Origin of the sequence: uncultured Methanobrevibacter sp., from assembly GCF_902774605.1 — an archaeon.
In the GTDB taxonomy this organism is placed as follows: Archaea; Methanobacteriota; Methanobacteria; order Methanobacteriales; family Methanobacteriaceae; genus Methanocatella.
On record NZ_CACYJE010000003.1, the window covers coordinates 1 to 22,582 of the forward strand.

Annotated in this window: 21 protein-coding genes and 1 pseudogene; 9 read left to right on the forward strand and 13 right to left on the reverse strand. The window is 40.3% G+C overall.

The features are described from left to right. The 7 genes and pseudogenes from QZU77_RS00920 to QZU77_RS00950 form a co-directional block, all read right to left on the reverse strand. Positions 1 to 246 (reverse strand): annotated as a pseudogene (locus QZU77_RS00920) (formylmethanofuran dehydrogenase subunit C); the annotation flags it as partial. A gap of 2 nt (positions 247 to 248) precedes the next feature. Next, positions 249 to 1,964 (reverse strand): formylmethanofuran dehydrogenase subunit A, encoded by a 1,716-nt coding sequence (locus QZU77_RS00925; RefSeq protein WP_295598933.1) that lies wholly within the window; start codon positions 1,962 to 1,964, stop codon positions 249 to 251. 7 nt (positions 1,965 to 1,971) lie between these two features. After that, the gene (locus QZU77_RS00930) at positions 1,972 to 3,348 is read right to left on the reverse strand and encodes a formylmethanofuran dehydrogenase subunit B (protein ID WP_295598647.1); all 1,377 of its coding nucleotides are present in this window, start codon (positions 3,346 to 3,348) and stop codon (positions 1,972 to 1,974) included. Continuing rightward, positions 3,338 to 3,907, reverse strand: a complete 570-nt coding sequence (locus QZU77_RS00935; protein WP_067040048.1) for a molybdopterin dinucleotide binding domain-containing protein — start codon at positions 3,905 to 3,907, stop codon at positions 3,338 to 3,340. Before QZU77_RS00935 ends, QZU77_RS00930 begins: the two co-directional genes overlap by 11 nt. Positions 3,908 to 3,919: 12 nt before the next feature. Continuing rightward, on the reverse strand, positions 3,920 to 4,150 hold the full coding sequence (locus QZU77_RS00940) for a ferredoxin family protein (RefSeq protein WP_292743149.1): 231 nt from the start codon (positions 4,148 to 4,150) through the stop codon (positions 3,920 to 3,922). A gap of 8 nt (positions 4,151 to 4,158) precedes the next feature. Beyond that, positions 4,159 to 5,256 (reverse strand): tungsten-dependent formylmethanofuran dehydrogenase subunit FwdF, encoded by a 1,098-nt coding sequence (gene fwdF / locus QZU77_RS00945; RefSeq protein WP_295598649.1) that lies wholly within the window; start codon positions 5,254 to 5,256, stop codon positions 4,159 to 4,161. After that, positions 5,249 to 5,719 carry a 4Fe-4S binding protein gene (locus QZU77_RS00950; protein ID WP_295598651.1) on the reverse strand — a complete coding sequence of 157 codons (471 nt, stop codon included), beginning with the start codon at positions 5,717 to 5,719 and terminating at the stop codon, positions 5,249 to 5,251. The genes fwdF and QZU77_RS00950 overlap by 8 nt, the downstream gene beginning before the upstream one ends. A gap of 589 nt (positions 5,720 to 6,308) precedes the next feature. On the opposite strand from QZU77_RS00950, the gene mobB reads away from it, so the two are divergent. Both mobB and moaA read left to right on the forward strand, forming a co-directional pair. After that, positions 6,309 to 7,346, forward strand: coding sequence for a molybdopterin-guanine dinucleotide biosynthesis protein B (gene mobB, locus QZU77_RS00955; RefSeq protein WP_295598653.1), 1,038 nt, complete (start codon positions 6,309 to 6,311; stop codon positions 7,344 to 7,346). Position 7,347: 1 nt separating this feature from the next. Further along, positions 7,348 to 8,277, forward strand: a complete 930-nt coding sequence (gene moaA / locus QZU77_RS00960; protein ID WP_295598655.1) for a GTP 3',8-cyclase MoaA — start codon at positions 7,348 to 7,350, stop codon at positions 8,275 to 8,277. An 88-nt stretch (positions 8,278 to 8,365) separates the two neighbouring features. Here moaA and QZU77_RS00965 read toward each other — a convergent pair whose 3' ends face one another. The 3 genes from QZU77_RS00965 to QZU77_RS00975 all read right to left on the reverse strand — a co-directional run bounded on the left by QZU77_RS00965 (position 8,366) and on the right by QZU77_RS00975 (position 12,645). Then, entirely contained in the window at positions 8,366 to 9,571 is a 1,206-nt protein-coding gene (locus tag QZU77_RS00965; RefSeq protein WP_295598657.1) for a Coenzyme F420 hydrogenase/dehydrogenase, beta subunit C-terminal domain, read from the reverse strand. 17 nt (positions 9,572 to 9,588) lie between these two features. Continuing rightward, entirely contained in the window at positions 9,589 to 11,754 is a 2,166-nt protein-coding gene (gene fdhF, locus QZU77_RS00970) for a formate dehydrogenase subunit alpha (protein ID WP_394350516.1), read from the reverse strand. A gap of 84 nt (positions 11,755 to 11,838) precedes the next feature. Beyond that, positions 11,839 to 12,645, reverse strand: coding sequence for a formate/nitrite transporter family protein (locus tag QZU77_RS00975; protein ID WP_295598659.1), 807 nt, complete (start codon positions 12,643 to 12,645; stop codon positions 11,839 to 11,841). 474 nt (positions 12,646 to 13,119) lie between these two features. Here QZU77_RS00975 and fdhD point away from each other — a divergent pair, with 474 nt between their 5' ends. Then, positions 13,120 to 13,866, forward strand: coding sequence for a formate dehydrogenase accessory sulfurtransferase FdhD (gene fdhD, locus QZU77_RS00980; protein ID WP_295598661.1), 747 nt, complete (start codon positions 13,120 to 13,122; stop codon positions 13,864 to 13,866). Here the strand turns inward: fdhD and hxlB are convergent. Beyond that, positions 13,858 to 14,448: a 6-phospho-3-hexuloisomerase gene (gene hxlB / locus QZU77_RS00985; protein ID WP_295598663.1), complete on the reverse strand. Its 591-nt coding sequence runs from the start codon at positions 14,446 to 14,448 to the stop codon at positions 13,858 to 13,860. The genes fdhD and hxlB overlap by 9 nt on opposite strands. Before the next feature lie 58 nt (positions 14,449 to 14,506). Here hxlB and QZU77_RS00990 point away from each other — a divergent pair, with 58 nt between their 5' ends. From QZU77_RS00990 to lysS, 6 genes are all read left to right on the forward strand, one after another. Beyond that, on the forward strand, positions 14,507 to 15,376 hold the full coding sequence (locus tag QZU77_RS00990) for a LysR family transcriptional regulator (RefSeq protein ID WP_295598666.1): 870 nt from the start codon (positions 14,507 to 14,509) through the stop codon (positions 15,374 to 15,376). Positions 15,377 to 15,554: 178 nt separating this feature from the next. Next, positions 15,555 to 16,469, forward strand: a complete 915-nt coding sequence (locus tag QZU77_RS00995; protein WP_295598669.1) for a carbohydrate kinase family protein — start codon at positions 15,555 to 15,557, stop codon at positions 16,467 to 16,469. A 230-nt stretch (positions 16,470 to 16,699) separates the two neighbouring features. Further along, positions 16,700 to 17,998 carry a phosphomethylpyrimidine synthase gene (gene thiC, locus QZU77_RS01000; protein ID WP_295598672.1) on the forward strand — a complete coding sequence of 433 codons (1,299 nt, stop codon included), beginning with the start codon at positions 16,700 to 16,702 and terminating at the stop codon, positions 17,996 to 17,998. Between the two features lie 112 nt (positions 17,999 to 18,110). Beyond that, positions 18,111 to 18,614, forward strand: a complete 504-nt coding sequence (locus QZU77_RS01005) for a hypothetical protein (protein WP_295598675.1) — start codon at positions 18,111 to 18,113, stop codon at positions 18,612 to 18,614. Between the two features lie 96 nt (positions 18,615 to 18,710). Further along, entirely contained in the window at positions 18,711 to 19,904 is a 1,194-nt protein-coding gene (locus QZU77_RS01010) for a proteasome-activating nucleotidase (protein ID WP_295598678.1), read from the forward strand. A 154-nt stretch (positions 19,905 to 20,058) separates the two neighbouring features. Further along, positions 20,059 to 21,642: a lysine--tRNA ligase gene (gene lysS / locus QZU77_RS01015; protein WP_295598682.1), complete on the forward strand. Its 1,584-nt coding sequence runs from the start codon at positions 20,059 to 20,061 to the stop codon at positions 21,640 to 21,642. A gap of 75 nt (positions 21,643 to 21,717) precedes the next feature. Here the strand turns inward: lysS and QZU77_RS01020 are convergent, their stop codons facing one another. Together QZU77_RS01020 and QZU77_RS01025 are read right to left on the reverse strand one after the other, a co-directional pair. After that, positions 21,718 to 22,095: a hypothetical protein gene (locus tag QZU77_RS01020; RefSeq protein ID WP_295598685.1), complete on the reverse strand. Its 378-nt coding sequence runs from the start codon at positions 22,093 to 22,095 to the stop codon at positions 21,718 to 21,720. After that, positions 22,076 to 22,567, reverse strand: coding sequence for a nucleoside deaminase (locus tag QZU77_RS01025; protein WP_295598688.1), 492 nt, complete (start codon positions 22,565 to 22,567; stop codon positions 22,076 to 22,078). The genes QZU77_RS01020 and QZU77_RS01025 overlap by 20 nt, the downstream gene beginning before the upstream one ends. Positions 22,568 to 22,582 lie beyond the last annotated feature (15 nt).

Below are 22,582 nucleotides of genomic sequence, written 5' to 3' on the forward strand. Positions count from 1 at the left end.
GTATTTTACTCTGTTTAAGTCACCGTTTAAAATCATTTTAACTTCATCAGGTCCTGCTGCGTCTCCTTCAACGGTTACTTTGAAGAAGTCGGTTAATGGGAATCTTGAGTTTCCGATTGGGACTTGATATTTTGCGAAATCAGCTTCAGTCCAGGAGTAAATTTCATCTGGAATTAATTCATCGAATTCTAAAGCGATTGAAGAAGTTTTGATTTGATCAAATGTAATTGTTTTCAAATTAAACACCCCTATTTACCTTCAACGTCTATTCTAATTGGGTTGGATACGTAGTGGTCGTGTACTGGGTAGTTTTCCCATTTGACAGAGTAGTATTGGGTGAAGAACGGCATGATGTTGTCGATGACTTTTTGCTCGTTTTGTTCCCATCCTTTTACGTTAACCCAAATGTTTTGACTTTCTTTAACTTTAACAATTTCTTTGTCTTTTACTAAGATTTGACCATCTTTAATAGTGTAGTCAGCTACGTTGAAACCTTTTTCGATTTCGTCAGCTTGTCTGGATGGATCAATTTCATTAGGATTTATGTCATATACTGCAATGTCTGCTCTGTAACCAGGGGTAAGTGCACCTCTGTCAGTGAATCCGTAGATTTTAGCAGGAGCTGCTCTTGTAATAGTTGCAATATCGTAGAAATCGTATTCCCTTTCAAGAGTTGGGAGAAGAGTTCTTTTGTGTACCCATTTGTGAACTTCATTGTCACACATGTCTTGCCTTTTCTCATTACTCATTAACCAAGAGATGATTCTTGGGTATCTGGTGAAAGGACCTGCGTTAGGGTGGTCAGTTGTTAAACATACTCTCCATGGATCTTCGATTAACAAGAATAATTCAAGACCGATAGCCCATTGTAATGTGCTAACTGGACTTTTCTTGGAGTAGATACATGGGATGATACCTGCTGCAGTTTCACATTCAATATCCTTGTTGGTCCATTTGAGACCGGATAATTTGAATAAGTCGTATTCCATAGGAGCGTCTGCAGTCATTGTGGTGGTTTCATCGAAAGTAACCTGACCGATATCACAAGTTAAGTTGTCAGCTTTGTTGAAGTGTTTAGCGACTTCTTCAGCACCGGATGTTACGTCTTTCCAACTGTTACCTAAGTAAGAGTGGAATTGTAAGTGAGTTAAGTGCATGACTTGGTCCCTAACTTCAGCTGCGCCTTTACCTTTCTTGATTCCTTTAACAGCATCCATTGTTTCAATGGTAGTTGGTACGTTACCAGGGTGTCCTAAGTCGTTAGGGTGAATGTGGATAGAGTGAGGTAAGTTTAACATTTCGTTAGCTTTTGCGAGTGCAACGATAACTTCTTTGGAAGTTACATCAAAGTATGGTGCTTTGTCGTTTACACCGTGCACGTTCATACCCCATCCCCATGCTTCACTTCCACATGGGTTTACGATTTTAATACCGTAACCTTTGGATATTTTTAACCAAGCAGATACGAATGCTGCGATGTCTTCAATGTTATTATCTTTTGCGTATTCCATTACAAACCAATTGTTACCGAATAATGGTAAAGCTGGGATGTCTATTTGTGGAATGGTTGCGATTTCTTCGTGAGTGTGTTTTGCTTCAAGAGGAGGCATAGCTGCTTCTACAACAGTACCGTAACCTAATCTTGAATATCTGTAACCGGTTGCAGGACAACTTGGGATGGAGAAACCAGATTCTGATCTTAATACTTTTGTTTTTTGAGTAACACCTCTTCTGGAATCTTCAGGCCTGTATAATCTTCCTACTACTAATTTAGGACCTGCAACGTGTGCGTGAGGGTCAACACCTGCTGGCATGACTATTTTATCGGTAACGTCTAAGACTTCAGCATCTGCAGAAACACTGTCTACAATAATACCGTCTTTGAACATGACGTCCATCTTTTCCCCGTTAACTTCATTAGCTGGGTCGTAGACTATACCATTTTTAAGAATATATTCCATTATATCACCTTTATAGTGCGTTTGGATTTGGCACATATTTTGGAGCTACGTTTGGCTCTTCTCTGAGTTTCATTACTCTTTCTTTCAATTCACGGACAATCCATTCGTCGTCACGACAGGTTTCTGGTTTGTCGATTGCTTTTTTCATGTAGATAGGCACACCATCCATACGATAACTGGTACCGGCACATTCTACAGCGATGAATGAACCTGGAAGTACTACGTCAGCGAGTTCGGTTGATGGACCCCAGTGAATATCGATTTGAATAACTGGAATGTTAGCTAAGTGTTGGTTTGCTCCGTTAGGGAAGTGAGCACCTGGGTCAGCTGCAATAACCATGAAACAGTCTGGTTCTTTCCTTACTAATAAATCGATAGTGTTGGTTTCACCCATCATGTATCTTGGGTAACCTCTAGCATAGTCTACACCGAAAGCGAATCCACATTCGAATGCCATGAAAATGTTGAATCCGTTTACGTTAAAGTGACCTCTCATTGGAGTAAGACCCCATTTACTGTATTTGTTTAGGTCTTGTACCATTTTAATAGCAATGTCAATGTTTCTTTGTTTTGATAATGTGTGGGTTAAACCTAAACCGAAGAAGAGAACACCGAATTCAGCTTTCTTCATTTCTTCTGCTAATTCGTAAATGTCTTCTTTAGGAATACCGGAAATTACGTCTTGGTATAATTCTTTTCCTCTGAGAACAGCTCTGATAGCGTTGTAGAAACCGTAGTCTCCGTTTTGTTCAAATCCAATCCATTTGTCGGAACATTTTGCGGTATCGGAGAATTTTGGATCCATGGTAACAACTGTTCTGTCGAATCTTCCTCTTTGTCTGAAGTATCCACGGCAGAACACAGCGTATCTTGCCATGTGTCTTGGGTGAGAGTTCATAGCGTTACTTCCAGAGTAAACAATCATGTCTGCTCTGTTTTGAACTTCTCCTAAGGTTTGGATAGGGTAACCTGCGTTTTGCACAGCTTGGAGAGAAGGTCCGTGACAGATGGTAGCTTGGTTGTCTAATACTGCACCGATGTATTCACCTAATGCTACTCCTTCTTTCATACATTCAGTAGAGGTTTCGGACCATCCGTAGAATACTGGTCTGATGGAATTAGCAATGTATTCTGCAGCTTTGTCTAAAGCGGTATCCCAGTCTACTTCTTTGAGTTCTCCGTTTTCATCCCTAATCATTGGAACAAGTAACCTTTGGTCCATATCTTCCATAATTTTACTTGCCCCTAATCTGCATGCGTGTCTAACTGCAACTACGTGATTGTCTTTTACCAAGTAGTCTAAGTCGTCACAGTTACAACCACAGAATGCACAGGTACAGTTTTCAACAATGTAATCATAATCAGTTACAGGTGGTTCATAAGTCATGGTCAATCAACTCCTCCCATTTACGTCCGTGATAAACAGGTAATTCACCTAAAGATTCCATGTTTTCTACAACATCGTCATCTTCTTCATCAACGTATTTTTTGTATACCCATCTCATTAAGTCAGCCATGAGTAATACTTTTCTGTCGGTTTTTTCGACAGTACATCTGATTCCTTTGTAGGTTGGGTCAGAACAGCAGTAAGTGTCGTGACTTACGATAGTGTTAGCCCATGGTCCTTTACAAATGAATACAGTTCCTTCGTGAGGTGCATCTCTTGATACTGCACAGTTTACTACAACTTCACCGAAGTCGGTTTTTACAAGTACGGTATCCCAGTTGTTTACACCTAATTTTGCCATATCTCTAGGATCCATGTAGCAAGTACCGGAAGCGTTTTTGTATTCTTCTTTTAAAGTGGATCCTCTTTTTTTACAAGCACCTTGGTAGATGTCAGAACCTGTGTTTAACATACATTTGAGTACGTCAGTTGTTCCTTCACCAGTAATCTTTACATCAGGTACTACAGGTTTTTCTAAATAAGTATTAGCGTAATGCATATAATAATCCCCCTATTCTAACCATATAGCATTTACTGGACAAAACATTTGACATGTTCCGCATTCTTCACATTTTTCTGGACTGAAGAGTTTGATGAATCCGTTTTCAACCATCATGATGACTTCTTCAGTCTTTGCACCGTTACCACCAGCGTTTTCTGGACTGATAGCAGCATTTACAGGACAAGCGATTACACAAATCCCGCATCCTAAACAATTATCTTGATTTACTTTAAGTTCCATCATATCACCTAGTCTTTAATAGCGTCTAAAGCTTCTTTCCAAGTAGTTGAGCTGATAGGTGTGTGGTCAATTTCAGTTCTTTTTACAGTAATTGCACCGTTAGGACATGCGTTAGCACATGCTTTACATTTTACACAGTAGTCGTTGTTTGCAATTACGTGTTCCATTCTTGAACCAGGACCTGAGGATACAGGGAATGCTAATGCGTTACATCCACAAATATCTACACAAGCTCCACAAGCTTGACATTTATCGTCGTCGATTTCAATAGAACCTTCGAATGGTTTTTTGTGTTTTGCTGCGTCAGTTGGACATACGCCTTCACACCATCCACAGAATACACATAATTCTGAGTCGATGACGGAGTTTCCTTTAACGACAGCTTTTGAAGGATCTAAGTCGTATTCACCATAGTTACATGCTCTACAAATCGCTTTGATAGCGTTGGTAGGACAGGATTTTTTACATACCAGACAGTATACACATGCATCCTTGTCGATAACGATGGATTCTTTTCCGGTTTCTTTGTCTACGACGATTGCTTCTGCAGGACATAATTCTTCACATACTCCACAGTAGATACATTCATCTTCATCGACGTCGATTTCACCAGTTACTAAGTCAGCACGGTTTGGTAAAATTCTTTCGATAACGATTGCATCACGAGGACATGCGATTTCACATCTTTTACAGTAAATACATTCATCATCATCAATTTCTGAGAAAGCGTTGTAATGAGGATATGCGTCGATTTCTTTGATCGGTGTTCCGTCAATGGTTAATACTAATGCATCAACTGGACATAATCCGGAGCACATACCACATAATACACATTTACTTTCGTCAATGCTTATTCTTTGAACATCAAAGTCTTCTTTGAAGTTTTGAGCGATCTTTTCGTGACCACTGAAGTATACGTCGTTTGAGATTCTGTGACGTGCGTCCACAGCAATTGCGTTTAAGGTAATTGCTTCTACAGGACAGGTTGATTCACAAATCCCACAACCTAAACATACGTGGTCGTTGAAAGACAAGTTTCTGACTTCTTCAGCAGCTCTTGTGATGTCAAAGTTGTTGTCTTGAACCTCTTTTAAATTTCTAATCATATTCAATCTCCAAAATTTTTATAGAATTAGTTGGGCAATCCTCGCTACATAGCTGGCAACCGCAACATTGTATGGAGTCTGCATGCGCTTGCAATGATTCCAACTTAATGGCTTTCATCGTGCATGCATTTACACATAAGCCGCAACCAATACAGGAATCTTCTATAATTACTTCGAAATTTCTTTCTCTGCAAATATTCACAATTTTTCGACTCTGTTCTGGTTCGTCAAATATTGCCTCGGCCATTTTCAAGAAATCCTGGGGGCACAGTTCGATTATTGTTCTTGCAACGTCGATTGAGTTCCAAGAAAGGTTTCTGCCATTCAGGTAGTGTGAGATGGTAGACCTGTCGACTCCGAGCTCGTCAGCAATTGCTTGGTGACTTTTACCAGCATCCTTCAACTTGACCGCAGCCAAATATTTTAGACCAGATGCAATATGTTTTGGCATTTGAACCACCATGTGTAATGATATTAAATATATTTACTTATATAAATATAGTTGCCTACTAAAATCAAATAGAAAGTCTTATATATTAGTGTGGTAGAACTACACATATTGACTTGACAATACCAATCATCATGAGCCCAAATAAGATATTAAATAAGCATGAAAGCTTATCTGCTATGAAAATAAATATCAGTATGTTTTGTTAGAAATACGATGATTTAAATAGTAATCTTATGAAATAAATGAGAAAATTCAACGAAATTAGTAATAAAAAATTATCAAAAAAGTATTACGAAATCAGGAAAAATTATAGAAAATTTTTAGGTTAGCCTAAAATGTGTAGTAACTACACATCAAATTTTGAAAAAACCATCAAAATTGAGAAAGGCCCAAAAAAGGGAATTATCATCAATTTTTCATGCATCATCAGGATTGTTGCAACTTCCAGGGATTCACCATAAATTCATCGATTTCCATATTTCCCAAGGGACGGAACATGTAAGAAAAACACTACATTCCATGAAAATGTGTAGTAACTACACATGCCTATTGAAAAGATATAATTAATACAAAAACATATAATATTACAAGGGGATTACAAATGAAAATAGTATCAATAGTTGGCAAGAAAAATACAGGAAAGACTTCACTGACCGTGAAGGTCATTGAAGAGCTGACAAGAAGAGGCTACAACGTCGCCTCAATAAAGCATTCCCACCACTCAATAGAAATGGACAAGGAAAACACAGACACCTGGAAGCACAAGCAGGCAGGTGCAAACCTCGTGGTGGGCGTTGGATCAACCACATTCTTCAATGCCCGAAGGGAACATGACCTCAACAGGATACTATACCTTCTAAAGCACTTCGACGACTTTGACTTCGTAATAATCGAAGGCTACAAGAGCTACAACTATCCCAAAATAATAACCTCCCCGAACGTGAAAGACCCGTACACAATAAAGGAAGTGGACTCATTCACTATAGATGAAAGGGGAGTGAGCGAACTGGCTGACATCATAGAGCAGAAGGGCCATGATATAGTCGACACATTGTTTGCAAACAACTGCGGATACAATGACGGGGAACTGATAGCCAAGGAAATCCGTAACGGAAACCTGACAGTTGAAGACCTGGACGATGTCAAAAGCTACCTTTCCATTGACGGCAAGGTGGTTGGGCTGAACAGATTTGTCAGCGACTATCTGAAGCAAAGCGTGACCGGTGTCATCAACACCCTCAACCTCAAGGATTTCGGCGTTGACGAAATAGGAAAGATAGAGCTTGTAATCCCGAATGAGAAATCCCCTAAAAAACAGACAGATGCCCAATGCAGCATTCTGATCAATGGTGAAAACCTTGAAATCAACCAATTCACAGGAAATATTGTTTCAAACTCCATAAGGGGAATGGTGAATGCAATCAAGACAGAGGACAATGTCAAAAAAATCGACATTGAAATAACAGGCATCGGCGATGACCTGGCCAGTGCGGGAATTTGGCTCAAAACCAATGACCATGACGTGGAACTGAATGATTTCACACAGGCGATTCTGAAAGAGACAATATTTGCAACAATAAATACATTAAAGATTGACGATAAAATAACTGATATGAAGATACAGGTGAAAGGGGAATAGCATGCTTGAAAACGTTGTTCATGACAAATACGAAAGACCGATTCTTTCACTGAGAATCACACTGACAAACAGATGTAACGTGAACTGCCTGTACTGTCATCATGATGGAATGGTGAAGTCAAAAGATGAGATGACAGCCGATGAGCTCCATACCATCTGCAAGATAGCCAAAAAGATTGGCGTTCGAAAAATCAGACTGTCCGGCGGAGAGCCTTTGCTTAAAAAGGATATTGTTAAGATTGTTGAAAGGATTGCAAGCCTCGGCTTCAAGGACATTTCAATGACCACCAACGGAATACTGCTTGAAAAGTACGCTCAGGCTTTGAAGGATGCCGGTCTTGACCGTGTCAACGTCAGCCTGGACACCCTTGACCGTGAGACTTTTGAGTTCATCACCAAGAAGGATTATCTTGAAGACGCCAAAAAGGGAATTTTGAAGGCCGTTGAGGTTGGACTCTACCCTGTCAAAATCAACATGGTCATCATGAAGGACATCAACCAGGATGAGATCGATGACATGTTCGAGTTCTGCAAGGAGAATGATATTGTGCTTCAGCTCATCGAGCTTATTGAAAGCGAGAACTGTGATGATGACAAGTTCAGTGCGGATTACCATTATAAGCTGGATGACATTGAAAAAGAGTTGGCTGATATATCTGATGATGTTCGTGAACGTGAGTTTATGCAGGGGCGTAAGAAATATTACATAGACGGTGGAGAAATCGAGGTAGTCAAGCCTGTTGACAACTCTACCTTTTGCGCAAATTGCTCCAGATTAAGGATCACACCTGACGGAAAAATCAAGCCATGCCTTCTCAGGAACGACAATCTTGTCGAGCTGATTTCACATGTGAGAAACGGTGCAAGTGAAGATGAGCTTGAAGAGATTTTCATCAATGGAATCAATAAGAGAGAGCCTTTCAACCAGTAGGTTCACTTATTTTTTTAGAAAAGTTATATAACACTGTTATGTCGGTTTTGGTAAAAAAAAGAAAAATTGGAAATAAGGAAAATAATCCTTATAACCATTTAGCTTTGGATACGTGGTCGGTAAATGGAAGTGGATCGTCACTGCCCATACCTGGGATGTATCCGTAGATTTCTCTTACTTTGTTGTTTACGGTACTCCATACTTTAGCTACAGGGATTTCACATGGACATACTTCGGAACATTGACCACAGTTAGTACATGCGTCAACCATGTGCACCATACGTGTTAAGTGGAAGAATGGAGCAGCAGGAGTGTATCCACCAGGAACCCATTCAGGACCTTCAGCTTCAAGACAGCAGTCTTCACAGAAACATAATGGACATGCTTCACGACAACCGTAACATTTCATACATTTGGAGAATTCGTCTTCGTATTGGTAGAATACATCGATGATGTCTCCAGTAGTACCTGCATAATCGATTTCTTTTTTAGCTTGGGATTCTTTTAACATGAAGTTGTTAACGTTTTCTCTGATTTTGATACCTTTTTCGATTGGTTCTTCGGTAGCAATTAAACCTGCGTCAATTACTTTACCTAAAACTTCAGCACCAGTTTCGGAGAACACTTCAACAAAAGTAGCTTTTCCTGCTAAAGGACCGATTACTCCCCAGTTACCTAAAGCTAAGTCAGCGTTGGAAGGGATTTTGAGATTACATCTTTGACAGTTTTCTCTTCTACCCATACCTTGTTCTTCTAATTCATCGATTTTGAAAGCTTTTTCGCCGTCAGCGGTTTCCATGATGAGTTTACCTTTAGCGATTTCTTCTTTGATAACATCTTTAGGATCTAAATCGTATACATCTCTAATCATGTTCATGGTTGGAACAGGTGACATAGTTCCACCACAGTTTACACCGATCATAATGACGTTTTCTTCGATGATTTTTCCTTTTTTCATTAATTCACGGATGGTCATTGCATCACATGGTTTACATGCAACAGCAAGCTTCATGTATCTTGCACCATCTAAGTATTTGGATACAAATTTAGCAATGTTTAAAGTACCACAGTGAATGGAACCTGCAGTTTTAATTACATCAGCAGGGTCAGTAATGAGAGTTGGTACACCGTCGTAAATATCGTGACCTTGGGTTACACCAACAACACCATCAACAATACCTTCTTCTAATAAGTATTTCATGATGGTAGTTACTACTCCTCCGTACTCTCCTTTTTCTTTGATGTCATCAATAGCAGAGTATGCGTAGTACATATCGTTAATTTTTGCGCTCATTTAAATCTACTCCCTATTTATTTACCTACTTTTACGGTGGTAGTTGCCATGTTTTCAGCTTTAATTTCAGTGTCAGTACCTTCTTTGTAGACTTCTCCTTTCATTTCAACAACTTCTGGGAGTTTTTCTACTTGGATAGCACAAGCTTTTAATTCAACCATTTTGGATTTAGGGTCGAAAGAATCGGAGTTGGTTAATACATTTGCAGCACATTCTACAAAGTGCATTGGAATGTTTACAATACCTTCTCTGATGTCGTCAGTTACACGAGCAGGAATTGCGATTTCTCCTCTTCTAGAGAAAGCTCTTACAACTTCACCATTGAGGATTCCTCTTGCTTCAGCATCTTTAGTGTTGATTTCGATGAATCCAGTTTTTACCTCATTGTTTAAGGTTTCACATCTTCTGGTCATTGCTGCGTGGTAGTGGAACAATATCCTTGTAGTGGTTAATAATAATGGATATTCTTCATCTACGGTTTCGACAGGTCCTTTGTGTTCTAATGCTTGGAAGACACCTAAACCATCAGGGTGTGCAAATTTAACTTTGTGCATTAATGGTTGACATGGGTCGTCTTCGGAAGGACAAGGCCAGTGAAGTGCTTCTGGAGTGTCTAATCTTTCACGGTTCATACCTGCCATGATAGGAGCACATTCTCTGATTTCATCGAAGATTTCTTCAGCAGATTCGTAGTGGAATAATTCTCTTGGTACGCCCATTCTAACAGCGATTTCTTCCATGATTTTCCAATCTACCCATGCGCCTTCAGGAGGTTCTTGTGCTTTGTGTAAGCATTGTACTCTTCTTTCACCACTGGTGAAGGTACCTTCTTGTTCACCCCAACCTGCTGCAGGTAATACAACATCAGCACATTGTGCAGTGTCGGTTAAGAAACATTCTTGAACGATTAACATTTCTAAGTTTTCAAGTGCTTCTTTTGTGTGTGCTACGTCTGCGTCAGAGAGAACTGGGTCTTCCCCGTGGATGTATAATACTTTTAAGTCACCAGCGTGAGCAGCGTTCATCATTTCTACTAAGGTTAAACCAGGAGTGGTTGGTAAGTTTACTTCGTAACCGTATCCACTGTAGTAGTCGTTGAACCATGCTGTGGTTTCTGGGTCTTTAACTTTTCTGTATCCTACGTAATCGGAAGGTAATGCACCCATATCACAAGCACCTTGTACGTTGTTTTGTCCCCTTAATGGGTTTACACCAGTACCTTCTCTACCAATGTTACCAGTTAACATTGCGAGGTTTGCGGTGGACATAACGTTGTCTGCTCCGTGAGAGTGTTCGGTAATACCTAATGAGTATACGATAGCTGCTTTGTCAGCGGATGCATAGTCAATAGCTAAGTGTTCAATTACTTCAGGTTTGATTCCGGTAATTTCGGAAGCAACATCTAAAGTGTATTTTTGTACGGTTTCTTTCATTTCGTCGAAACCTTTGGTTCTGTAGTGGATGAACTCTTCATCTTGTAATCCTCTGTCGATGATTACTTTGATCATAGCGTTCATTAATGCTACGTCAGTACCGGTTTCAAATTGAACATACTCATCTGCGATTTTAGCAGTAGGAGTGAATCTTGGGTCTAATACAACTAATTTAGCACCGTTTTGTTTTGCTTGGATTAATTTACGTCCGAACAATGGGTGTGCTTCCATGTTGTTTGATCCAATACAGAAGATGTAGTCAGCTTCTTTGATACTGTCGAATCCGTTGGTCATAGCACCGGAACCGAAAGTGTTAGCTAAACCTGCTACGGTAGGACCGTGACAGATACGTGCACAGTGGTCTACGTTTTGAGTTCCACAAGCTACTCTTGCTAATTTTTGAGTAATGTAGATGTTTTCGTTTGGTGAACGAGCACATGCGTAGAATCCAACTTTGTTAGGATCTTCGTCAGATACTTCTTTGAGTTTGTTAGCAACAAGGTCTAATGCTTCATCCCATGATGCTTCTCTGAATTCACCGTTTTCTTTTATTAAAGGAGTAGTTAATCTGTCTTCCCTATTAATAAATTGGTATCCAAAGTTTCCTTTTGGACATACTTTACCCTCGTTTACAGGGTGTCTTTTTAAAGGTTCTACACCAACAATTTTTCCGTCTTTTACAACGAAATTGAGTCCACAACCGGTACCACAGTATGGACAGATTGTTGGAACATATTTAATTTCAACCATTTTATAATCTCCAAAATATTATAGTTTTTTTTAAAATATTTAAAAAAAAGAAGCTTTAGAAAGCTTCTTTGAAAGTTAACAAGCTTATTCTTTTAAGTAGGTGTACCAGTAGATACATGCTACAAAGATTGCTCCACCAATGATGTTACCAATGGTAACTGGTATTAAGTTGTTTACAATGATAGTACTCCAAGTTACGCCTTTAGCACCTAAGAACATACCTAATGGTATGAAGAACATGTTTGCAACACTGTGCTCAAATCCTATGGTTACGAAAGCCATAATTGGGAACCAAATACCAACGATTTTACCGATGATATCATCAGATGCATTAGCTAACCATACAGCTAAACATACAAGCCAGTTACAACCAATAGCCTTAATCATGGCGACTGTAAATGGCATGGTGACCTTACCTTCAGCTACTGCAATCGCTTTTGCAGAAATTGCGTAAGCTGGTGCGGTTGCGTCAGTAGGAGTGATTCCACCCATAAATGCTAAAACGTATGCAACGAATAAAGCACCTACGAAGTTGAAAATCCAACTTACAACCCAGTTTTTAGCGAGACCGCCAACAGATGCGGATCCGTCTAATACACCGAGAGTCATGAACATTACGTTACCTGTAAAGAGTTCTGATCCTGCTAAAACTACAATGATCAAACCTACAGGGAACACTGCACCAAATACGAATTTTTCTAAACCTAATGGAGCGCCTGCTTTTAACATACCTGCGCTTGCTACTACTGCTAATAATCCACCGAATGCAATGTATGCTCCTGCTAAGAAGGAGAGTAAGATTACATTGACGATATTAGCTGAGTTTTTTGCTCCAGCAGTTCCTGAAATTGCTTTTGCAGTTTCTACTGGACTTTTAAAAGATGAACTCATATTATCAACCTCTTTTATTCCCTTTAATTTAAATTTTTATAATACTAATGAATCCCACAATTTAGTTCAATGAGTATTATGATATTATATTAGTTTATTATATATAAAAAGGATTTGTTATTAGAACGTAAAAGAAATACTTAAATACTACGAACTTACAAATTTAATCATAATGATAAATCATGATGGATTATATACACATCGTGAAAAAAATCTTTTTTTGCCAAATGGACTTTAATTTAACTTTAGAATATGCTAATTTTATAAATTAATCGTTAAATTCTCAAATGATTAATCATGCTGCCTTCTTAAAAAAATAAACGGCGATAATATCCATATGTTTAAAAATCACCCTCGTTGTTTTTTGATGAAAATGCTAAAAAAAGTTTACAATCGATGAAAAAAACATACCTAAATCGAGAAAAAAATAATTAAAATGGCATAATAATATTATATTATGGAAAAGGTGAAAACATGAGAATCGAAGAAGTCGATGCAATACAATATAAAAACGATGAGGCAACCGAGGCAAAGGAAAAAGTCGTGAAGGATGAAACAATAACATTGACAATCAACAATGACATTTCAAGAAGCCTGTCCGCAATAGAAGACTCCCTTAAGGAATTTGCAGTGGGATACCTCTTCAACGAGAACATGGTGAGATCCCTCGACGACATTAAAAAAATAGACATTGACGGACCACAAATCAATGTTGAAATAGACGATACCCTGCTCAAGACTAACGAGACAGTGCTCTGCTCCGACTCCGCAGGAGGCTGGAGAAGCAAAATAAAGAATGTGAACCCCGTCGAATCAGATTTCCAGGTGGATGTCCATGAGCTGATTGACAGGATCGAAGAGCTTAAAAACAATGCGGAAATCTGGCAGGCGACAGGAGGAACACATGTTGCGGGAATAGTGCATGACGGTCAATTCATCGTTAAGGAGGATGTGAGCCGCCACGTTGCAGTGGACAAGGTGATCGGGTACGGAATATTGAACGGCTTTGACCTGAACCATTCATATGTCATCTACAGCGGCAGGATGCCGGCCGACATGGTCATTAAGATGACCCGTGCAGGAGTGCCGATACTTGCATCGAACGCAGCTCCCGCTAATTCAGGATACAATATTGCAAAAAAAGGTAATATTACATTGGTCGGCTTTTTAAGGGGCCAACGCTGTAATATATATAATAATCAGAATAGAATCCTATTCTAGAACTGTGTGTCTTGCTTTCAAGTCGCTTTCTGTTTGATGCATCTTCTCCATGAGTTCGGAAACGATTGCATCCAAGAATACGAGAGTGGTCAATTCGAAAGCGGTTCCCAATGGAGTGAGTGAAGTGTAGTTACCGTGGATTTGACGTTTCATATAGTTTTCGTCGTCCACTTCTTTTTTTGTTCTTCCCTTGACTAGAATGTAACTGTCACATAACTGACCCAATGTTGAATCTGGATATGATGTTAAGGCAAGAACTTTAGAACCTCTATTTTTAGCAATCCTGGCGGCGGATACGATAGTGTTGGTTTCGCCGGAACCTGAAATCGCAACGATGCAGTCATCTGCATAGATAGCTGGAGAAATGGTTTCGCCCACAACATATGCACTTAAGCCAAGGTGCATCAATCTCATTGCAAATGCCTTTGCAGCAAGACCTGACCTTCCCGCTCCGGTTACGAAAATGTTTTTAGACCCCATTATGATTTCTTCAAACTTTTCAATAGCTTCTTCATCCAAGTAGTCTTGTGCAGTTTCAATATTATTCAATATAGCTTTAATAGAGGTTTTCATTATTTCCATTTTTACCTAATCCATAAATCGATATTATTAATTATGATTACAATTTTATTTATAATTAATGAAATTTGAAAGCAGGGGATTGATAAGTCTTGAAATCGATGGCAAAGTCTATGACTATAAACTGTACCAGAGCTTGGAATCCCTATCCCAAACACATTCACAGAGGAAATCCGCAAAGGAACTGAACATATCCCATACGGTATTCAACAGACGTCTCCTAAAGGCTGAGGACAAGTTGGGAATAAAGATTACCCGCAAGGAGGGCAACGGCAGTTATTTGACCGAGGACGGTTTGGGGTTGCTTGAAGAGTTCAGGAAATACTTGATCCAGATTGAAAAAACTCCCAATATAAATATTGCCGGAGGACATATAAGCACCGGATTGCTGGAAAGCATAGCCACACCATTCAATACGAACATTTACAGCAGCAACGACAATGACGCATTTGAACTTGCAAAAAGGGGAGCGGTCGACATCTTAACATTGGACGACCCGCTGATTGCATATGAGCGCGACATCAATTTCATGCCGATAGCCTATGACTATCTTGTCCTGGTTGCAAATCCCAAATCAAGGAATATCGAGAGCATTTCAGACCTGGAGGGGCTTGACTTTGTCAACGTCAAGGGTTCGGCCCAGAGGCTTGCCTGGAACAGCCTTGACCATTATGATATCGAGTACAACCTCAAGGAGAATGTCAATTCGCAGTTTGATGCATTTAAGATGGTCAGGAATTCAGAGGACCTTTATACATTTTTGAATGCCAGTTATTTCAAGGGAAATGAGCTTTTGAAGTATGACACACAGCATGTTATCAGCGTCATCAAGGTAAATGATGATAAGAGCGAAGTTGATGATTACATCCGTTTTCTGCTCAACGATGGTCAGAAGGCCATTGAAAATGAGGGTTTCACACCAATGGGTTAGGAATACTCATCATGCGCTCTCGGCAAAATTGGATATCATATATATTATAAAAGTATGTGCATTCACTCATGTTACATTATGATTTTGTGCAGGTGTGCATACTCGACCGATATGCACTTTCAAAACATTAAATAATGATGAAGCACAATATTAAATTGAAATATAAAAAGGCGATATTATGGTTAAAAACAGAGATTTACTAGCAATTGGCCACTCTGCTCATGATTATATTATTAGAGTGCCTGAATTTCCAAAAGCTAACTTTTCAGCCCCAATAACCAACATGAAAACTTTTAATGGTGGAGCGGCTGCGAATGTGGCTTGTGTTGGAGCGAAATTAGGTTTAAAGACCTCCCTTGTTTCAGCTGTTGGAGGAGATTTCAAAAGAACTGAATATTATGAACACATGCAAAATTTAGGTATCGACACCGAATCATTAATCATTGTTCCGGGCGAGGAAACACCGACCGCCTTTGTCCTGACAGATGACAATGATGACCAAATCAGTTACTTCTACTGGGGCGCCGCCAAGGAATTTGGCGAAAGTAAAGTTCCGGTCAAAGCCATTGAAAATGCTGAGGCGGTTCATCTTGCAACCGGTGATCCTGAATTCAATTGGAAATGTTCACAGGAAGCTAAAAACCAGGACTTGCTCGTTTCATTTGACCCTGGCCAGGACCTTGGAATGTATGATACCAAAAAGCTGGTCGACGTTATTGAAAACACCACCATACTCTTCGGTAATCATCATGAGATTGAAAGAATCCTTGATGCTCTTGAGGTGGACCTTGCGGGATTGAGGACAATGGGTCCTAAAATCATCGTCAAGACCTGCGGAGCCAAGGGATGTGAGATTTATTCAAATGAAGACAAAGTCGTCATTGAGGCAATTCCTACCGAGGCTGTTGACCCAACCGGTGCCGGGGATTCATATAGGGCAGGATTCTTATCAAGATTCCTGAATGGAGAATCACTTGAGGAATCCGCGAAGTTCGCATCTTCAGTTTCTTCATTTATCATCCAACATCAGGGTTGTCAAACCAATATGCCAACTTTTGATGAGGCTTTTGAAAGAATGAGTGAATTTTATTAATTCCTACATTTTTTCAATTTTACTTTATTTTTATCCATACTGCTTTATTTTTATTGTGCTTTTTTTATGAATGCTATTTTTTAAAAAATACTTTATTTTACTCAATAAAATTGGAATTAAGTTTATCATACTAATTTAAATACTATTAACTAAATATATGAGATTATCAATTTGATATGAGAGATTTTTAAATTAAATTTGACTGTTTTAAATTTTAATTGAGGGAAACTATGACACAAATTAGCGATGCAAAAAAAGGCATATTAACAGATGAAATGAAGCACGTTGCAGAAATAGAAGGAGTATCCGAAGATTTCATCCTAAAATCAGTGGCACAAGGAACCATTGTAATACCAAGCAACGTCAACAGAGACATTGAAGCATCAGGTATCGGTGCAGGCCTCAGGACAAAAGTGAACGCAACAGTGGGAACATCAACCGACATCGTTGACTTTGATGAGGAAGTGCTAAAGGCACAAATCGCAATCGACAACGGCGCTGACTGCCTTATGGAGTTAAGTATCGGGGGAGAACTGGACGTAATTAGACGCAGAGTCCTCGACATGTCCCCATTGCCTGTGGGATCCGTGCCGGTGTACCAGGCCGCAATCGAAAGCATAAGAAAGGACGGTTCAGTAGTCTACATGGATGAGGATGACCTCTTTAAAACCATTGAAAAACAGGCAAAAGACGGTATTGACTTCATGGCAATCCACAGCAGCATCAACATCGAAACACTAACCAGGCTCAAAAGACAAGGCCGTGTGACCGGATTGGTTTCACGTGGAGGGTCATTCATGTCCGGCTGGATTGTTGAAAACGAAAAGGAAAACCCATTATATGAAAACTTCGACTATGTGCTTGAAATAGCCAAGGAACACGACGTGGTACTGTCACTCGCAAACGGTATGAGAGCAGGGTCCATTGCCGATTCAACCGACAGGGCTCAAATACAAGAATTGATCATTTTAGGAGAACTGATTGACAGGTCACGTGAAGCCGGAGTTCAATGTATGATTGAAGGACCTGGACACATTCCAATCAACGAAATCCCAACCAACGTAATGATTCAAAAGAAAATGTGCTCCAACGCACCATTCTATATGCTCGGACCAATCGTATGTGATGTTGCACCTGGATACGACCATATCGTATCAGCAATCGGAGCCGCATCATCCGCAAAGGCCGGAGCTGACTTCATCTGCTACGTGACTCCTGCGGAACACCTGGCATTGCCTAACCCTGATGATGTGAGGGAAGGAGTTATTGCAACCAAGATCGGAGCATATGCAGGTGACCTTGCAACCGGCCAAATCGACGGTTCACAAGACCTTGCAATGGCTGAAGCCCGTAAAAGACTTGATTGGGAAGCACAATACGAATGTGCAATGTTTCCGGAAGCGGCACGTGCCAAAAGGGATCAAAGACCACCTGAAGAGGAAGACACCTGTACAATGTGCGGCAACTACTGTGCAGTGAAAATCGTTAACGAATGGCTTGACCAGTCAGATTCAGAATTAATCAAATAGATAATCAATCATTATCTATTCCTTCTATTTTTTTAAATAATGTAATTTATATATTCCAATGAACAAAATATTATACATCCATTTTAGATTATACTAAAAGAGGTGTATTGAAATGAGAAAAATATTAATGATAGGAGTATTTCTACTCGCAGTTTGCATTACAATCGGTGCTGTGAGTGCTGATGACGGATTCAGTTTCAACTGGTCTTCAAGCGACAGCAGCAATTCCGACGGAGGCCAAATCAGCTTCGACAATGGTAAATTAAAAATACAAGACGTGGAATTAAACATTCCAGACGGATACAAGGAAAACGAAAGTGCACAGAAATTAGCTGAAAAGGCTGAAGACCTGGAAGACGCTAAATTTTCACTATGCTCATTCCTCAACGGAGATAAGGAAATAGTTACCAAAGTGTTCTTCTCAGATGAGGTTGACTTCAACAAGCTAACCCCTACTGACGATTCTTCCGTTGAAAAGACCATTGCAGGTATCGATGGACTCTACTTTAAGGACAAATACGGTGACGGAACTCCAACATTCGAATTTTTAAAAGACGGCAAAATCGTTGAAGTGAACGCTCCGGACGATGACACCATCGAAGAAGTTATCAAATAGGGATCAAATCATTCGATTTTATCCTTTCTTTTTTTCAAACACCAAAACATCAAACTATTTTTACATTCAATTCCATAATTATCAATAGGTGAGATTATGGAATCTATCAAGGATGCGTCAAAGGAAGAGTTGATTGACACTATCGAATCATTGCAGGAAGAGAATGAGAAAACCAAAGACGAACTGATGGAGAAACTTAGAAAGCTTGAAGGGGAGCAGTTAAAAACTAATGTGAGCAACCGTCAGCTCGAAGGCAAGATCAAGGAACTTAAAGGGGAAATCAAGTCATTCAAGAAAACGCCGCTGATACTTGCCACCATAACCGAGGTCTTCGATGACAATCAGGTGGGGATTCAGGGAAATGTCGGCCATGAGTTCCTGGTTAACTATCCCAAATCAATAAACACCGAGCACCTGGAGCCCGGCGCAAGAGTGGCCCTCAACCAGAACAACCTGACAGTGGTTAACGTCTTCCCAAAAAAGAAGGACAAGAACATCACCGCAATGGAGATTGAAGAACGCCCAAGCATCACCTATGATGATATTGGCGGCTTGAAATACCAGATTGTAGAGCTGAGGGAAACCGTGGAGCTTCCAATCAAGCACCCTGAAATATTCGAGGAAATCGGAATCGACCCGCCGAAGGGAATCCTTTTGTATGGGCCTCCGGGAACAGGAAAGACCCTGCTTGCAAAGGCCGTGGCGAACGAGACCCATGCAAGGTTCATTAAGCTTGTTGCTTCTGAATTCGTGAACAAGTACCTTGGCGAAGGTTCACGATACGTGAGGGAAGTTTTCGAGCTGGCGCGTGAAAAGACCCCTGCAATAATATTCATTGACGAGATTGATGCAATCGGTACAAAAAGAATGGGCGACACATCAGGTGCTGACCGGGAAGTGCAGCGTACGTTGATGCAGTTGCTTGCCGAGCTTGACGGTTTCGACTCCCGCGGAGACATTGGAATCATCGGTGCAACCAACCGTCCGGACATACTTGACGATGCACTCCTAAGGCCGGGCCGGTTCGACAGGACCATTGAGGTGCCTAATCCTTCAAAGGCGGGCAGAAAGCATATTCTTGAAATACACACCAAAAGGATGAAGATCGATGATGGCATTGACTTTGAAAAGATTGGTGAAATCACTGAGGGATTCTCGGGTGCCGACCTCAAGGCAGTGTGCACTGAAGCCGGAATGTTTGCCATAAGGTCAGGTAGGAAAAAAGTAATCACCAAGGATTTCCTTGATGCAATCGACAAGATCATCAATCAGGTGCCTGGAATAATTTAAGAATGATATTTTAATCATCATTGATTTTTAATTATCCATCGATTTAAAATCAATTCATTCCCTACCCTGTTAAATAGGTTATTTTTTATAGTACAAAAAACAGATATTAATTTATTATAAAACTTATTTTTATTATGACTAATGGAGAATAATAATGACACATTGGATAGAAAACATAGCAACTGAACTTGCTAAAAGAGATGTAGAAGAACATATTATCGCAAGTGGAACCTCAATCTCAGGTTCCATTCACATTGGAAACTCATGCGACATATTTATCGCTAACGCAATAGGCAAAAAATTAAGGGAACTGGGAAAGGAAGCAAAAACCATCTGGATTGCAGACGACCATGACCCGTTAAGGAAAGTTCCATACCCATTGCCTGAAGATTATGACAAGTACCTTGGAATGCCATACTCAATGATTCCATGCCCTGACGGATGCTGCGCTAACTTCGTGGAACACTTCGAAAAACCATTGTTAAGCGTGATGGATGATTACGGCATTGAAATGGAAACCAAATCCGGTTTTGAAATGTACAAGAACGGAGACTACCTCGACTACATCAGAACCTCCCTTGAAAGAGTGGATGAAATCAAGGAAATCTTCAACGAGTACAGGAGAGAGCCTTTGGCTGACGACTGGCTGCCATACAATCCGATCTGTGACGAATGTGGAAGAGTTAACACCACCTACGCTTACGATTACGATGGCGACACAATCAAGTACCGCTGCGAATGCGGCCATGACGGTGAAATGGACATCAAGTCCGGCAACGGTAAATTGACATGGAGAGTTGAATGGGCTGCAAGATGGAAAATCTTCGGAACCACATGCGAACCCTTCGGAAAAGACCATGCTGCAAGCGGAGGATCATACGATGTCAGCAGCGTGATTTCCGAGAAAATCTTCAACTACCCTGCACCATACCCTGTGCCATACGAATGGATCACCCTTGACGGGGAGGCAATGAGCAAATCCCATGGAGTGTTCTTCGCACCTGAAGAATGGCTGAAAATAGGACCTGCCGAAAGTCTCAACTACTACCTCTTCCGTTCCAAACCGATGAAGGCCAAGGACTTCTCACCTAAAATGCCGTTCCTCGATTTCATCGAGAATTTCGACACCGTGGAAAAGGTATTCTATGATGAAGTTGAAGCCCCATCCGAGAAGGAAGGAAGGAAATTCAGGGAAATATATGAAATCGTGCAGATCAATGAGGGCAGTCCATTGCCGTTCAGACCATCATTCAGATTCCTCGTTAACGCTTATCAAATCGCAGGGGATGACTTGGAGAAAATCTTCGCTATCCTTAAGAAAAACTCTCAATTGACAAAAAGCTTTGAGAACAAGGAATTCAGTGACTTGACTGAAGTCGAGCTTGCACAGTACCGTGAAAGAGTCGATAACGTCATCTACTGGCTGGACACTTACGCTCCTAAGTTCGTCAAGTTCCAAGTGCAGGAGAAAAGCATTCCTAAATTGCCACTGACTCCAGAGCAAGACAAATTCTTAGCAGGACTTGCTGACTTGATTGAAAACACTGAATTTAATGATGCGGCAGTGTTGCACGATTCAATGTATGGAATTCTTGAAGAACAAGGATTGAAACCTCAAAAAGGATTCCAGGCAATCTATAAAATGATTCTTGGTCAAAAACAAGGCCCTAGGGCAGCATCATTCCTGTTAAGTTTGGACAAGGATTTTGTTGTTAAAAGATTAAGGAAAGAGGCTTAATCTTTAAATACTCTTTTTTTTAGCCGGTTACATTTTGTAACCATCTTAACTATTTTTTCAAAATTAGATTTTGTTTTAAATGAGGCTCTTGAATTCCTTTTTCATCAGGAGCTCTTCGACGAACTCGTAATCAAGTTTTTCAAAAACATCAATCAGAATATCCTCTTTTGAATCGAAGCTGACCACTATGCTTTTGAATTCATAGTCTATGGCTATCTTTTCAAGTTGGCGGATAAGCTTATATGATATTCTTTCACGGTCATCGTATGAGTTTAAAAAGAGTGTTGTTATCTCTGCGGAATCTGCATCATACACCTTGAAGCTTGTGCACCCGACTATTTTGTTGAAACTGCTTAAGAGAAGCACCACTTGAGGGTCATTCACTTCGCATCCGAATGAATCGCACATTTCAATGAATCTTTCGTCACGCTCATCAGTCACTATTATCTCCATTCTGTTTCACCTCTGTTGTGTTTCCCACTTTTTTCAGTTCCTCATCCCACACTTCAGGGTTGTTGCAGCTGAACCTTAAAAACAGGTCCCTGCATCTGATGTCATTCAAAACCACCACTTCAACATCATTGCATTCGAGCAGGTTCTCAGCGCCCATGAGGGTTGTGTTCTCACCGATCACCACCCTTGGAATGTTGTACAGTATCACTGCCCCTGAACACATCGGGCATGGAGATAGTGTAGTGTAAAGTGTGCATTTGCGATAGTCCCCATAGTCGAGGCGCCCTGCATTCTCGATTGCATCCATTTCCGCGTGAAGGATTACTGAATCGTTCTGTATCAGTCGGTTATGCCCCCTGGAGATAATCTCATCGTCCTTGACGAGCACCGCTCCGATTGGTATTCCCCCTTCGGTTAATGATTTTTCAGCTTCATTGATGGCTTCGGCCATGTAGTAGGTATCGGGTTTCATAAAAAAAATAAGGGC

Coding starts and splice junctions, on each gene's coding strand:
- QZU77_RS00930 (WP_295598647.1), bottom strand. CDS start 3,348: ATGACTTATGAACCACCTGTAACTGATTATGATTACATTGTTGAAAAC.
- QZU77_RS00935 (WP_067040048.1), bottom strand. CDS start 3,907: ATGCATTACGCTAATACTTATTTAGAAAAACCTGTAGTACCTGATGTA.
- QZU77_RS00940 (WP_292743149.1), bottom strand. CDS start 4,150: ATGGAACTTAAAGTAAATCAAGATAATTGTTTAGGATGCGGGATTTGT.
- fwdF (WP_295598649.1), bottom strand. CDS start 5,256: ATGATTAGAAATTTAAAAGAGGTTCAAGACAACAACTTTGACATCACA.
- QZU77_RS00950 (WP_295598651.1), bottom strand. CDS start 5,719: ATGGTGGTTCAAATGCCAAAACATATTGCATCTGGTCTAAAATATTTG.
- mobB (WP_295598653.1), top strand. CDS start 6,309: ATGAAAATAGTATCAATAGTTGGCAAGAAAAATACAGGAAAGACTTCA.
- moaA (WP_295598655.1), top strand. CDS start 7,348: ATGCTTGAAAACGTTGTTCATGACAAATACGAAAGACCGATTCTTTCA.
- QZU77_RS00965 (WP_295598657.1), bottom strand. CDS start 9,571: ATGAGCGCAAAAATTAACGATATGTACTACGCATACTCTGCTATTGAT.
- fdhF (WP_394350516.1), bottom strand. CDS start 11,754: ATGGTTGAAATTAAATATGTTCCAACAATCTGTCCATACTGTGGTACC.
- QZU77_RS00975 (WP_295598659.1), bottom strand. CDS start 12,645: ATGAGTTCATCTTTTAAAAGTCCAGTAGAAACTGCAAAAGCAATTTCA.
- fdhD (WP_295598661.1), top strand. CDS start 13,120: ATGAGAATCGAAGAAGTCGATGCAATACAATATAAAAACGATGAGGCA.
- hxlB (WP_295598663.1), bottom strand. CDS start 14,448: ATGGAAATAATGAAAACCTCTATTAAAGCTATATTGAATAATATTGAA.
- QZU77_RS00990 (WP_295598666.1), top strand. CDS start 14,507: ATGAAATTTGAAAGCAGGGGATTGATAAGTCTTGAAATCGATGGCAAA.
- QZU77_RS00995 (WP_295598669.1), top strand. CDS start 15,555: ATGGTTAAAAACAGAGATTTACTAGCAATTGGCCACTCTGCTCATGAT.
- thiC (WP_295598672.1), top strand. CDS start 16,700: ATGACACAAATTAGCGATGCAAAAAAAGGCATATTAACAGATGAAATG.
- QZU77_RS01005 (WP_295598675.1), top strand. CDS start 18,111: ATGAGAAAAATATTAATGATAGGAGTATTTCTACTCGCAGTTTGCATT.
- QZU77_RS01010 (WP_295598678.1), top strand. CDS start 18,711: ATGGAATCTATCAAGGATGCGTCAAAGGAAGAGTTGATTGACACTATC.
- lysS (WP_295598682.1), top strand. CDS start 20,059: ATGACACATTGGATAGAAAACATAGCAACTGAACTTGCTAAAAGAGAT.
- QZU77_RS01020 (WP_295598685.1), bottom strand. CDS start 22,095: ATGGAGATAATAGTGACTGATGAGCGTGACGAAAGATTCATTGAAATG.
- QZU77_RS01025 (WP_295598688.1), bottom strand. CDS start 22,567: ATGAAACCCGATACCTACTACATGGCCGAAGCCATCAATGAAGCTGAA.